11 protein-coding genes and 2 pseudogenes are annotated in these 13,345 nt (G+C 56.4%); 1 reads left to right on the forward strand and 12 read right to left on the reverse strand.

The window, feature by feature from the left end:
• Nucleotides 1-65 precede the first annotated feature (65 nt).
• The 8 genes from ACA041_RS23190 to ACA041_RS23225 all read right to left on the reverse strand — a co-directional run bounded on the left by ACA041_RS23190 (nt 66) and on the right by ACA041_RS23225 (nt 10,419).
• Nucleotides 66-1,094: an SEL1-like repeat protein gene (locus ACA041_RS23190; RefSeq protein WP_497437873.1), complete on the reverse strand. Its 1,029-nt coding sequence runs from the start codon at nt 1,092-1,094 to the stop codon at nt 66-68.
• Entirely contained in the window at nt 1,095-3,056 is a 1,962-nt protein-coding gene (locus ACA041_RS23195; protein ID WP_497437874.1) for a phospholipase D-like domain-containing protein, read from the reverse strand.
• A 2-nt stretch (nt 3,057-3,058) separates the two neighbouring features.
• Nucleotides 3,059-5,920 (reverse strand): type VI secretion system Vgr family protein, encoded by a 2,862-nt coding sequence (locus tag ACA041_RS23200; protein WP_497437875.1) that lies wholly within the window; start codon nt 5,918-5,920, stop codon nt 3,059-3,061.
• Nucleotides 5,921-5,956: 36 nt separating this feature from the next.
• Nucleotides 5,957-6,703 (reverse strand): hypothetical protein, encoded by a 747-nt coding sequence (locus tag ACA041_RS23205; RefSeq protein ID WP_497437876.1) that lies wholly within the window; start codon nt 6,701-6,703, stop codon nt 5,957-5,959.
• Nucleotides 6,700-7,035 carry a hypothetical protein gene (locus ACA041_RS23210; RefSeq protein WP_497437877.1) on the reverse strand — a complete coding sequence of 112 codons (336 nt, stop codon included), beginning with the start codon at nt 7,033-7,035 and terminating at the stop codon, nt 6,700-6,702. The genes ACA041_RS23205 and ACA041_RS23210 overlap by 4 nt, the downstream gene beginning before the upstream one ends.
• Before the next feature lie 9 nt (nt 7,036-7,044).
• A complete protein-coding gene (locus ACA041_RS23215) occupies nt 7,045-7,299 on the reverse strand; it encodes a PAAR domain-containing protein (RefSeq protein WP_497437878.1) in 255 nt (84 codons plus the stop codon).
• Nucleotides 7,300-7,429: 130 nt separating this feature from the next.
• Nucleotides 7,430-8,458: an SEL1-like repeat protein gene (locus tag ACA041_RS23220; protein WP_497437879.1), complete on the reverse strand. Its 1,029-nt coding sequence runs from the start codon at nt 8,456-8,458 to the stop codon at nt 7,430-7,432.
• A gap of 2 nt (nt 8,459-8,460) precedes the next feature.
• Nucleotides 8,461-10,419 carry a phospholipase D-like domain-containing protein gene (locus tag ACA041_RS23225; RefSeq protein ID WP_497437880.1) on the reverse strand — a complete coding sequence of 653 codons (1,959 nt, stop codon included), beginning with the start codon at nt 10,417-10,419 and terminating at the stop codon, nt 8,461-8,463.
• A gap of 429 nt (nt 10,420-10,848) precedes the next feature.
• Between ACA041_RS23225 and ACA041_RS23230 the strand changes: the two are divergent.
• A pseudogene (locus ACA041_RS23230) lies at nt 10,849-10,986 on the forward strand (EscU/YscU/HrcU family type III secretion system export apparatus switch protein); the annotation flags it as partial.
• A gap of 255 nt (nt 10,987-11,241) precedes the next feature.
• On the opposite strand, the gene ACA041_RS23235 reads toward ACA041_RS23230, so the two are convergent.
• From ACA041_RS23235 to ACA041_RS23250, 4 genes and pseudogenes are all read right to left on the reverse strand, one after another.
• On the reverse strand, nt 11,242-11,634 hold the full coding sequence (locus ACA041_RS23235; RefSeq protein WP_497437881.1) for a DUF2802 domain-containing protein: 393 nt from the start codon (nt 11,632-11,634) through the stop codon (nt 11,242-11,244).
• Nucleotides 11,635-12,120: a chemotaxis protein CheW gene (locus ACA041_RS23240; RefSeq protein WP_128869458.1), complete on the reverse strand. Its 486-nt coding sequence runs from the start codon at nt 12,118-12,120 to the stop codon at nt 11,635-11,637.
• Between the two features lie 83 nt (nt 12,121-12,203).
• Entirely contained in the window at nt 12,204-13,070 is an 867-nt protein-coding gene (locus tag ACA041_RS23245) for a CheW domain-containing protein (protein WP_497442158.1), read from the reverse strand.
• Between the two features lie 157 nt (nt 13,071-13,227).
• Nucleotides 13,228-13,344: pseudogene (locus ACA041_RS23250) on the reverse strand (outer membrane lipoprotein carrier protein LolA); the annotation flags it as partial.
• Nucleotide 13,345 lies beyond the last annotated feature (1 nt).

Below are 13,345 nucleotides of genomic sequence, written 5' to 3' on the forward strand. Positions count from 1 at the left end.
CATCCGGGCATGATGTGAACTGCCCGGATTGCTACCTGAATACCTCGAGCCCTGATGTAAGCTGGCTAGATTTTTCCAACGGACAGGGGCAATCCGGTGGCAGGATCAAGGCCTTTCTCGGCGCTGAGTTTTTCGATCAATTCTGTAGACGGAATGACTGGAACAGCAGAGTCGCGTTCACGTTCCCATTGGAAAGTGCCATCCCATTCGGGGAGGACAGCTGGTGGTAGTGGGACGATGTCTTCAAGGTCCGGAATCTTTGCCCCAAGATGTTCATGACGTGTTAAAAAATCATATATTTTATCGTAACGCTCCACTCGCTCTAAGTCTTTTCCCAAAGACAAATAATAAAGTCTATCGGACGCTATTGGACCATTAAAAGACTTCGACAAATTCCTAGCACTGTTAGCATTTCCATTCCGAGTCGCATACTGGTAACCTTCCAATGACTCTTGATAAAGACCCAAGACCTTCGAATAACTTGCGTAATCTCTTCCCGCCAATGGATGGCCCTGCTCCATAGCACACTTGTACATCGCTCTCATGATATCGCCACCATTGGGCACGTACGAAAGCAGTCTACCAATGTAATATTGAGCGTCCGGATTTCCCATGTCGGCAGACCGGCGAAAATACGCTCTGGACGCAGCGACATCCTGTTTAACTCCATAGCCTGACTCGAGATAATGCGCCATATCGTAGTAGGCCCCCGGAATTCCTTTTCCAATAAAATATTCGGCTAGATCAATAGTTTCCTTGCTGGCATGAGGCGACCTGGCTTGCCCCGTTGACAGCGAAAATTGTAAATTAGTGGCAGCTTTGTAGTGATCATGCGCAGCAGCTATTCGATAATACCGTGCGATTTCATCGTAGTTCTTTTTACCCTTGAGCTTATCCAAGTAGAGACCATAACGATAGAGAATATCCGCATCCGCATTCAAAGCAGGTAAAGAATCAATTTCACGAGAACAGTGAAACTCCAACCGTTCGTAAGCAAAATCCAACCGTGATGCATCGATCATATGTTCTTCCTTTTTTGAGCAGGCAGCGACGAATGCAAAAATACCGAGAATTATAAAAAATTTACTCATCATTCAATCCAGGTTTTTTCTGAGAGGGCTTTTTTGCATGAACTCAATTAAAGATGCAACAGGAGTCTCTAATGCAAGCTCGGCTAGTTTTTTAGAATTACTTGTTGCCCCACTTCTATTCTGAACAATAATATCCTGCCAATCCTCGTAAATTTTATTCATATCATCACCACCCTCAACTCTCCCCGTATGCACCCCAAACAAATGCTCCCGCAACGGCCGAGTAATCGCCGGATCTTCAATACAAACATTCAACTCACTGTCCACCTGCATACTGCGCGTATTAATGTTCGCCGACCCCAACGTGGTAAAAACGTCATCAACAATCATCAACTTACTGTGCACATAGACATCCATCCAGTTGTCCGGCGGTGAATCCGGCGCGACCAAGGTACAGATGTGTACCTTGAGGCCATTAATGGCTGTATTGGAAATACCCGCGTTGTCTTTATCCGCAAATTCCTTTTCCAACAGCGCCACCTTGGCACGCGCCCGGGCCAGATCATCTTTTAAGGTTTCGTAGTATTGAGCCGCCGCTACATCACGATCGACATCCCGCACTCTCTTGAAGATCCCCGCATTGACGCTGGCCAACCGCTCGGTTTGCCTGGCCTGCTCAAGTTCGGCGGTCAGATCGTCGCGCCGCTCGGCCCTGGCCACTTCCGGCATCAGTTCCGGGCGTCCTAACTGCTTCAACATTCGGAACGTATTGACGGAGCCATCGCCCATGGCTTCTTTGGAAGAGTTGGTCACGACAAAGAGGTAAAGCGGCCCGTGAGTCTCGAGATCGCGGCCACCGTCGAGGAGGTTTTGCACCACGCTTTTGATCTTTTCCGCCAGCGGTGGCCAGCGGAAATACTGATTCTCGATGTAGATGAACTGGGTCATGTTGTTGACGGACTTCAGGTAGAGCTGCTCGATGTCCCTTTTACCTTCCTGGCTTTGCGTCCGCAGAACCTGGGCCATGACCGGTACGCCATGCCCTGGCCGCACGTGCAGTTGCGCAGCGATGTGTTGACGAGGGGTCAGCAGGTCGACATGGGTTTCTTTGCGCCAGGCCTCACAAAAGTTGTGGTTCAGAAACTCCAGTACCGGGCCGGTGACTCGACTGGAAATGTCCTGCCGGGGTGTGGCGCCGTTGCGGCCGAACTGTGCGTGGTGACGCTCGTGACTGTGGTGGTCATCATCCCAATAGGCATCCAGGGTGTTATGCCCCATCACGAACCCGACGGCGATCTCCGGTTTTTCATAATCCACCAGGACCATTTTCTGGTGGTGGGTCGGTTCGGCAACCATCGCCACCGTACTCATGACTTTGTTGGTGGTGCTGCGCTCCTGATCCAGCGCGTTCATCGCCAGCCGCCAGGCAATTTCCGCGCGGTCCAGCAAGCCGAAGTCGCGGGTGACGAATTCGATGTTCTTGATGCCCAGGGAGGGATCATTGCCCCACATCAGCATGCGAAAGAAACGTTGCCCCAGCTCGATGGGACCGGTTTCTGCTCCGGTGTAGGCGAGCCTGATCTGGCGATACCACAACTTGTCATATTCGACTTGTTCGTCGTTGCGGTTCTGCTTGTACTTGCCGAACCAGTTGGTGACGTTGTCACCGGGTGTCATGTTTTCTGAAGTCTGGGCGACGCGCAGCGAGTCGTACCAGCACAGGATTCGGACCTGAACACCTTCATTGGCTTTCTTGACCAGCAGATCACCGATGCGTAGCGAACTGGTGTCTCCCCGCTTGAAATACATCGAGGGCTGAAAGCCCCAGCAAATGATTTCCACGCTGCTCTTGGCCGCCATAATGGCGTCATACACCGCACCGAACGCACGCTCGCCGTTCACCAGCGGCTCGAAGGTGGCCGGAACGGGCGGGTACTCGGTGCCTTGCACGAACCAGGGCAAATTGAGCTGGCATGAGTCGGTTTTGCGAGTGGCGATCGGGGTAGTGATTGAGGGTGTGGCCATCGTCAAGCCTCCGGTTTCGGGGAGTTCAGTCGGGTGTAGGCCTGGCGAAACCGGCTACGATCTTTCTGCGCGGAAATGTCCGGATGAGGCTGACTTTCGTGTCGATGGAAGCCCAGATTGGCGCGTTCGGCGTTGTCCGGATCACCCAGGTACTCACCGCCCACCGGCACGTCGTAGCTGACGCCATTAGCGAGTTCGATGTGGTAGCGGGAGGTGGTGACATGATGATCGACTGTGAACCGGCCGCTGGCATCCATGACGCCTTTGCCAACCTGCGCACCATCGGCGAAGACCGTGTACGGCATGCCCTTCCACGACTGATAACCTGCGGCACTGCTTTGTCCAGCTACCAACGTGAGGGTTTTGCTGATCGAGGCTGTCGGCCACGCCGGGTTTTCACGGTTGAGTTGCGCCGGCCCGCCGATGGTCTTTTTCACGCCCTTTACATCGACGGTGCCGGGCGCGTGGATGTCGATGTTGCCGTCTTTAATGCGGATGTAGGCGCCACCGCTGGTGAGCAGGATCTCATCCTGCGCGGCAATTTCGACGGTCCGGGCTGTGGACGTAATGCGCACGCTGTCCCTGGCGGTGAGCTCGATGCGATCGTTCTGGGCCTGGATTTCGATATTGCCTTTGGCGGCAAACAATTTGGCGCCAGCGGCTTGGGCGAACAGGCTGATACTTTCAGCGACGCTGGCCAGCAATGATTTGCCGCTGGCGAGGTTGATGTCCTCCCCTGTCGAGAGGTTCAATTGCTTGCCGCTGTGCAGGTGGGTGTTTTGCGGCGTGGCGGTGACGATGTCGGCCGGGGCTGAGGCGATCAACAGTGGTTTGTGGTAACCGGTCGTTTGGCCACGGCCACCGCCGCTGATTGCCGCATCGGTATCGCCAGCGTTACGCAGCTGTTTTGTGGAGCCGGCAATGCTTTTCTCCGCACTGCCATAGTTCAGCTGAGTGTCAGCGCTCAGTTGCTCGAGGCTGTCGACGCCGCCTTGCATCGGCAAGGCATTGTGCTGCCGGGCAGCCTCGGACAATGACTTGACCCGCTCCTGTGCGTTCGTCAGTTGTTGCCGGGCTTCTTGAGCATCCATCTGACCGCCTTGCGCGTTGTTTCGCGGCCAGGTACTGAGGTACAACCCTTGCTGAGCGCGCAAGGCGCCATAGGCATCGGTGCGCAGTTCAAAACCGGTGCCGCGCAGTGCGCCACGCTGATTGCCCTGCTGGTCGATCAGGTAGCCGAGGTTCAACTGGCTGTGTCCGTGACTGCTATGGATCTGCGTACGGACCTGGCCCGTGGAGTCGTCCATGACCCACTGGTTATAACCCCGCCCCTGAATTTCCTGGCTTTTGTATCCGCTCATCAGACCGCTCGAGTGCCAGGCGGGTTTATGTCCGCCATAGACCTGCCCCATCACCAGGGGGCGGTCAATGTCGTTGTCGAGGAAGGTAATCACCACCTCTTCCCCTGAGCGCGGCACATTCACGCTGCCCCATCCTTCGCCACTGCTGGCCTGCATCATGCGCAGCCAGCATGAGCCCAGTTCGCCATCCTTTACCAAACGATCCCAATGAAAGCGCACGCAGATTCGATTGAGGCTGTCGGTGAAGACTTCGCGTCCGCTCGGGGTCACGACGACTGCGGTCTGCGGTCCTGGGCTGGGTGGTTTGACATGCGCGAACGGGCTGCGGTAAGCAATGTCCAGGCGCTGGGCTTCAAAGCGGTTACGGTAGAAGCCTTCGCTGTCTGGAACCAGATTTGGCTGGCACTGCCAGGTCTCGCAAAGCGCCTTCAGGCTACCGGGCGGGCTGACTCGCTTAGTGGCGACCGGCAGGTTGCTCTGGGCAAAGAACTCCACCGCGATGATCAGGAACTGGCGATCCTTTAGAGCCTTGTAGTCGTATAACGGATGCTGACTCAACTCGAAGCCGTGACCGGGTTGCATCTGTCGTACGCCGCCTTGCCCATGGATGCGCCTGGCTGCAGATTCGTCCTGTTCAATCTGCACGCGGCTGAGCCATGCACCACGGTCGGGGTTCTGCCAGGCATATTGCCCTCGGTACTGATAACGCTCGAGATCCGGCGGTGCCGACGCGGCAGGCAGTGCCTTGCCGTAAGTGGCATGTGAACGGGCATGGCACTGATAGTCATTGCTGCTGAAATGCACCGCCCCATTGAGCAGGCGCGCACCGGAACTCCAGTGGGTAATGCTGTCTTGCAGGTCAGCGGCCAGTTGCGTGTGGAATCGCAGGGTCGACGGGATCAAGGTCGGCAAAAACACGACACCGTCGGTGAAAACAATGCAGTGGCTGTCTGCCTTGTGCCCCACATACCAGAACAGCCCTTCCTGCTCGCACCAGCGCTGGACGAAGTTGGCATCGGTTTCGTTGAACTGAGTGACATGGGACAGCAGCGGATACTCTCGCGACAGGTCGAAGCGATAGGCGCCGCGAGCCTGGCTGTAATGCTGGAACACTTGGGCGAGGATGTCAGGCAGACTCACGTCCTGCCAGATCCTGCAATCCACACGGTATTCCAGCAGGCTGAACCATGGGGCGAAGACCAGTTGCCAGTCTTCCAGACCGCCGTCGCTGCCAAGGTAACGCACACTTTCCACCCAGCCATGCCTGGGACTCAAGCTCCCGTCGTCCAGCTTGATGCTCAATTGCACTGCCTGACCGATGAGTTGCTCCGGGTCGAAAGCCGTGGTCTGGTTGATCACGTCGACCGTATAGCGAGGCACTTGGCTCAGTCGCTCCCGGGCATGGGCTCGCAGGGCGAACAGTTCTTGCCCTTGGGGCGTCGTCAGTTGCAACAAGCGTTCGGCCTGGCTCAGCGGCTGGCCGATGTCAGTGATTGAATTCACCTTTCAAAACTCCCTGTTTCATTAGTCCCTGATGCTTCAGCCGATCAGCCAGCCTTGAGTCTGGTCGGCCCGGGTGCGATCCAATATCCAGGCGACACTGTCAAGTTCGGCGCTGGCGGTTAGCCAGGCGAGGCCTATTTGCACCCATTGTTCGGCCACAGGCCCGAACCCTGCGCCAATGATGTTGAGGCGAATCTGTTGCTCGACGTCCAGGGCAGGCAGAAAATCCTGGACGTATCGGTTGAGCTGGTAGAGGCGTTGACCCTCCAGCGCGCCATCGCCGATCAACACGTTCACTCGCGACGGATCGATGGCCGTACGCTGACTGAGTTCTGCCATCAACTGTTCAAGTGTCTGCGTGTCGTTGCGATTCTGAGAAGTGCGCGCGGCGTGGCCCAGATTGATTGGAGCAAATAGTTTCAGAAGGCTGTCGGTGTGAAGCTCCGCTGTTCTGGATTCGCGGCGCAGCAGCACCGCGCTGACCGCTTCGCCAGCCACCTGATCAGGCGAACACGCCGATAGCTGCTCCTTGCAGGCCCAGGTATCCAGGCTCAGGCACAACAGGTATCGCGCGCCGGCACTGCGGGCAAGAACCTCGGGCAACCACTGCGCCGGGACTTGCGCCTGCAGGTCAAAACCGCGGTGTGGCAATAGCTCGCGGGGCCATAGGGCCAGGACTCGATCAAACCAGTCCATTGCGCGCACGGCACCTGGAACGAACAACACCACCTGAGTGTTGGGCCAATCAATGGAATCCCGGAATGTCGGTGCCCACTTTTTCAAAGCCGCCTCCAGGATTTCGCTGGAGCGGCGCAGCTGTCGATGTCTGGACGCTCGGTTGCCGGGGTGGCGAGTCGGCGAATACGCCTGCGCAGCCCGCACTCATCGAGCAGGCGTGGGTCATGGGAAAAGTCGGCAGGTAAACGTGCCAGCTCGCTCGCTGGCAACGGTGCCTCAAATGCGCCACAAGGTAACCAGACCCAGGCCCGGACAATGCTGACGCAGGTAGAGGCAAAATCGCCTTTGGGAAATTTTGCCTCTGCCAGGCGTTGCTTTTCCTGCTCGGCCAAACGCCGCTCGGATATTCGATCGTAAATACTGGTACGGGTTGTCATCTCTGATCCTTAGAGAACGCAGGTGTCCTTTTGCGTAGCAACCAACCGCGCACCACAGGACGTCAGGTCCCCGTCGCGCGCGACCGCTCTGTCATCGTCCAGCAGCGTTTCGTCGCCACTGCCAATCGTGCATTCCCCATGGGGGCAAACCACGCGATCGCCGACTCTCGCAACCGCGAGACCATTGATAAAAGTCGAGGGTGATCCTTCAACCACCCGGCCCCCAGCAGAGGTCGGGTCGTTGATAACGATGATGGGGCGCATGGTGGACTTCCGTGTTTGAACATGGATGGCGGTACATTGACCACCGGTAAGTACAGCGATTTGACGCTCGCCCTTTGTTAAATGATTGCTTGGCAGATGTGCCTGATTTGTTAACAGACACGAATGATCGTCACTTATTTTCCGGCAAAGGTAAGCCTGTTTCAGGATCAAGGCTTTTTTCCTGTGCAAGTGCGCGAATCATTTCTTCAGAGGGTTTTTCTGGTGCTGGGGTGGAGTCACGCTTTCTTTGCCATTCAAAGGTTCCGTCCCAATCGGGCAGTTTGGCTGGGGGCAAGGGGACGATGTTGTCGATATCGGGGACTTTGGCACCGAAGTCTTCATAGCGGTCTAAAAACTCATTGATTTTTGCATAGCGACGGGAGCGTTCTGGATCCACTGGCAATCCAAAGTAATACAACCGTTCTTTAGGATCTGGGGTAGAAAACCCTCCACTCAAATATCCAGCGCTGTTACCGCTGCCGTTACGCGCACCCGCCTGAAAACCTTCCACAGCTTCGGCATAACGCTTGCGAACCTTCAAAAAAATACCGTAATTATACGCGCTCAGCGCGTGCCCCTGATTCATCGCACAACGACGCATCTCGACGACGACATTTTCTGCGGCTTCAATATTCTCCAGTAATCTTGAAACGTAAAACTGCGCATCAGGGTTCCCCAAGTCAGCGGCTCTTCGAAAATAAACATTTGCCCTGCTCGTGTCTTGCTTGACCCCGTAACCTAGCTCCAGATAATGCCCCATATCATAGTATCCACCGGGGATTCCTGCCGCTATTAGATGGTCAACGATATCAATGACTTCCTTGCCTGGATCTTCACTCTTGATTAAACCTTGCGATATCATTGTGTGCAGGTTTGTACCCGCCTTGAAGCTGCCGGCAGCATAGGCCAAACGGTAAAGCCGACCAATTTGTTGATAGTCCTTATTACGTGGTGAAGAATTTAGAAACATCGCATAGTCATACAGTAGCTGAGCGCTCTCGCTAATAACTGGCAAATGACCTGATTCTTTGGTGCAGATGAACTGCAATTTATCCAAGGCATGCGCCATATTTTCAGATGTTATATTCAAATCATCCTCCTTTTTACACGCAGCTAGACCAACCACAAAAAAAACTAAAATCATGATACTGGTGGACATGATTAATCCTTGTAAGTGCGACTGGCGCTTTCCCTTCTAAATTCCGTTATAGAAGCAAGGGGAGGCTCCGCGTTCTTAGGGCTAGATCTACGGGCAGCGTTGTCACCAGAGGTTATGGTCCAAGTATTAAATGAAGTTCTGATATCATCGCCAGCCCCCTTCCCGTCTGTATGTATCCCCCACAAACGCTTCCTCAGCGGCTTGGCCACTGCCGGGTCTTCAACACAAATATTCAACTCACTGTCGACTTCCATACTCCGGGTGTTGATGTTGGTAGACCCGAGCGTGGTAAACACATCATTAATGATCATCAACTTGCTATGGATATACACGTCGACCCATTTCTCCGGCGGCGAGTCCGGAGCAACCAAGGTACACACGATAACCTTCAGGCCGGGGATATCTTGCGGTACCACGGGCTTTGCGTCTTCGGCAGGCATTTTTGTCATCAGGTCGTCGTAGTCTTGTTGCGCGGCCTTCAACCTGGCCGCCACGGGTTCGTAAGCCCGGCTGACCCATTCACCATGCTCTCGACCATAGGCACGATTGAATATTTCTGACTCGCGGTGGGCGTCGAGCAGCTTTTGCCTGGCTTGCGCGATTTCAGCTTCAAGTTCATCGCGGCGCTCCAGTCGAGCGACGTTGGGGATAATGTCCGGGCGTCCTAACTGTTTAAGCATCCGGTAGGTATTGACGGTGCCATCCCCCATGCCTTCGTCTGTAGAGTTGGTGACCACAAACAAATAGATCGGGCCATGTACAGAGGTATCTCGTCCACCGGCCACCTGCACCCGTGCTGCGTTGGTGATTTCCTCGGCCAGCGGTTGCCAGCGAAAGTACTGGTTTTCCAGGTACAGGAAACTCGTCACGTTCCTGGCAGCCTGAAGATAGAGGGTCTTGATGTCTTGGCGGCCTTCCTGAACCTGGGTCCTCAAGACCTGCGCCATCATCGGCCGCCCGAACCCGGCCCGCGGTTTCAGCTCCTTGGCATGGACCTGTCTCGGACTCAGCAGATCAACACCGGTTTCACGCAACCAGGCCTGGGCGAAATTGTGATTGAGATACTCAAGAACCGGCCCGGTCACGCGGCTGGAGATGTCCTGACGCGGGGTTTCTCCATTACGGCCAAATTGCGCATGCATCCTGTGCGCGCTGTGGTCGTCCTTGTCCCAATATGCGTCCAGCGTGTTATGCCCCATGACAAAACCTACTGCGGTGGCGGGTGTTTCGTAGTCGACGAGCACCATTTTCTGATGGTGGGTCGGAATCACGGACATCGCACCGGTCGTAACAGCCTTGTTGAACGTCGAGCGGCTGCTGTCAGCGCTTTTCCATGCGACCTGCCAGGCAATTTCCACCCGATCCGTCAAACCCAGGTCTCGTGCAACGAACTCGATGTTTTCGAAGGCTTCCTTGCCGAAGCTGAAGGCTTTGCTCAGTAGATCGCCTCTGGCGCGGGAGAGGACACCCAGCGGCGTGTGGCTTTCAAACCACGTACGCTGCTTGACGTCGGTCTTCGTAGCCCGGCGGTACCATTCCCAGTCGAACTCGCGCTGTGCATCGTTTCGCCCGCCCGCCATGAACGATGCAACGTTACGACCCGGCGTCATGTTTTCCGCGAACGCCGCCGTCAAATGCACGCTGTCGGACCAACACAGGATGCGCACCTTGACCCCTTCCGCCGCTTTCATCCCGAGCAGCTGGCCGATGCACAGCGAACTGGTATCACCCCGTTTGAAATACATCGAAGGCTGAAAGCCCCAGCAGATGATCTCCACGCTGCTTTTGGCCGCGAGAATGGCGTCGTATACCGCACCGAACGCGCGCTCGCCATTCACCAGCGGCTCGAAGGTGGCAGGCACCGGGCCATACTCGGTGTTCTGCACGAACCACGGCAGATTGAGGTTGCATGAGGAGGTTCTGCCGGTGGCTATCGGGGTGGTGATTGAGGGTATGACCATCGTCAGATCACCGACTTCGGAGAAAGACCATTGAGCAAGGAAGTGGGTGATCCTTTAGTTACCCTCCTTCCACTGGAAGTCGGGTCGCTGACGACGATGATTGTTCGCATGGTGGACGTCCGTGTTTAAACATGGAGCGAGTCGATTCGCGCCAGATGTTGAAAGTGTCGTGGCGGATCGTCCGATGCAGGACGTCAATCGCGCGACAATGACCAGGGCATCAGCCCGGAACAGCGAGCAGATACAGGAACTTCACCGTACTGACGGCGAGCAATTGTCACAAGTCGGCACATTCCGCAAAACTTGTAGCCTTGGTCCTAAGAGGACGTAGTCCGCGTCCTAGGACCACTCCGCGACACTATTACGAAGGGCTCAAAGAGGCGAGTGCCGAACGGGTGAGCTGCTGGCGCGGATGAAATCAGGGAGAATGTTCCGGAGGAGTTGTATCGCATGATCGCGGAGATTATTGCGTTTGCCTGGAACCTGAAGGGCAGGTTTCCTGAGGGGCAGGATCCGAATGCGCCGATGGCGGAGAAATACATCACCGACCGACGGGATGGCTATTGAGGATTCGAGGACGCAATCTTTGTAGGAGCAAGCTTGCTCGCGAAAAACCATAGTCGCCGCGGGGTGCCAGGTACAACGCGTTATCGTTGACGATTTTCGCGAGCAAGCTCGCTCCTACGGGAGAGCGCGATCAATTGTAGGAGCAAGCTTGCTCGCGAAAAACCATCAGGCGCCGCGGGGTGCCAGGTATAACGCTTTATCGTTGACGATTTTCGCGAGCAAGCTCGCTCCTACAGGGGGTCGTGAACAGTTCTGTCAGCTCTTGTGCAACTTGCTCATCAACTCCGCCTCGGCCTGGGTCAACCCACAGGATTGCGTCAGCTCGTTGACACTTGCGCCCATCCCCACCAATCGCGCCGCCTGGGCGAACGACAGGCTCGAGGGGTCGCGTTGTTCCAGCTGAGCCAGCTTGTCCGGCAACGGCCCGACCATCGCGCGCAGGGCATGCAGGTCTTCACCCATGCGCACGTTGCCGTTCTGGTAGTCTTCGACGCGCCTGGCCAGATCCTTGATGCGTTGATCGCGCAGCGCATCGTCCCGGGCCTGTTGCTCGCCGATCAGCTTCTGCGCGCGAACGTAAGCCAGGAACATTGCCAGCGTGCCTGCCCAGAAGAGGAACAGGACAATGACCGCTACCTCAAGCATCAATCAGATGTTCTCCAGGTCCGACCATTCTTCTTCGCTCATCATCTTGTCCAGTTCGACCAGGATCAGCAATTCATTGTTCTTGTTGCACACGCCTTGAATAAACTTGGCGGATTCGTCGTTACCGACGTTTGGCGCGGTTTCGATTTCCGACTGGCGCAGGTAAACCACTTCGGCCACGCTGTCGACCATGATCCCGACCACTTGCTTGTCGGCTTCGATGATGACGATACGGGTGTTGTCGCTGATCTCGGCGTTCATCAGGCCGAAGCGCTGACGGGTGTCGATCACGGTGACCACGTTGCCGCGCAGGTTGATGATGCCCAGCACGTAGCTCGGGGCGCCCGGTACCGGGGCGATTTCGGTGTAGCGCAGGACTTCCTGAACACGCATCACGTTGATGCCGTAGGTTTCATTGTCCAGCTTGAAGGTTACCCATTGCAGGATCGGATCTTCGGAACCTTTTGCAGACGACGCCTTATCATTCATACCCTGACCCCTCGATAAACCGCCCTGGCGGTGTGTGTCCCGTGCGGCGGCTTGAGTGCCGCCATCTGTTTGTGATGTAGCTTCTATGTCGGTTTACGGGCCGGCTTGCTGCCGCCCATGTGCTTTGCCCCGCCGCTGGCGATCAGTTCGGCCAGTTCGGCAACGTCGAGCAACGCACACATGTGTTCAATCACTGTGCCCGCCAGCCATGGCCTTTGACCGCGGTGGCTGCGCCATTTGATTTCGTTGGGGTCCAGGCGCAATGAGCGGCTGACCTGATGCACCGCCAGCCCCCACTCGTAGCCCTGCACCGAAATGACGTATTGCAGGCCCTGACGGAAGTCATCGCGATAACGGTCGGGCATGACCCAGCGCGCGGTATCCAGCACCTTCAGGTTGCCGGCCTGGCTCGGCAGGATCCCGAGGAACCAGTCCGGCTGACCGAACAGCGGTGTCAGCTCCTGGCCGGCCAACGAATAAATCGAACCCAGGCACACCAGCGGCACCGCCAGGGTCAACCCCGCCACGTCGAACAACAGGCATTCGAACGGCTCGGCGGCCCATGCAGGACGACCGTTTGGTTCAACCGTTGGCGGCGTGGCGCCGGGCGGTTGATGGACGTCGACCACCGGCGATACCAGGGTTTGCGACGGCGGGGCGATGCTCGAAACGGGTGCCAGAACCGGTGCCGGCGCTTCTTCGAGCACCACCAGCGCCTGCGCGACCGGAGCAACCGCGGGCGCGGCAGCCACAACGGATTTCTGCGCATCAAGCGCCTGCTCTTCCAGCACCGCCGCCTGGAATTCATCCAGTGCCGCTTCAACCTCGGCAACCTCAGGCAGCGCCTCGTTTTCCAGCGGCAGCTCTTCGGTCGCCTCCATCAACAGGCTGTCCAGATACGACTGCAGCGCCAGTTGTGGACGCGAAGTGATCTTCACCGGCCGGTTCACTGACACGACCCTACCGTAGGAGCGAGCTCGCTCGCGAAAAACCTGAGAGCGCCGCGGGGTGTCAGGTTTCCAGCGTTATCGTTGACGACCATCGCGAGCAAGCTTGCTCCTACAGGGATCGGGTTCATCTCAGGCCACCTGCGCAATGACACACCCCTACCGTAGGAGCGAGCTCGCTCGCGAAAAACCTGAGAGCGCCGCGGGGTGTCAGGTTTCCAGCGTTATCGTTGACGACCATCGCGAGCAAGCTTGCTCCTACAGGGATCGGGTTCATC

The sequence above is a fragment of the Pseudomonas sp. LBUM1676 genome (genome assembly GCF_059695605.1).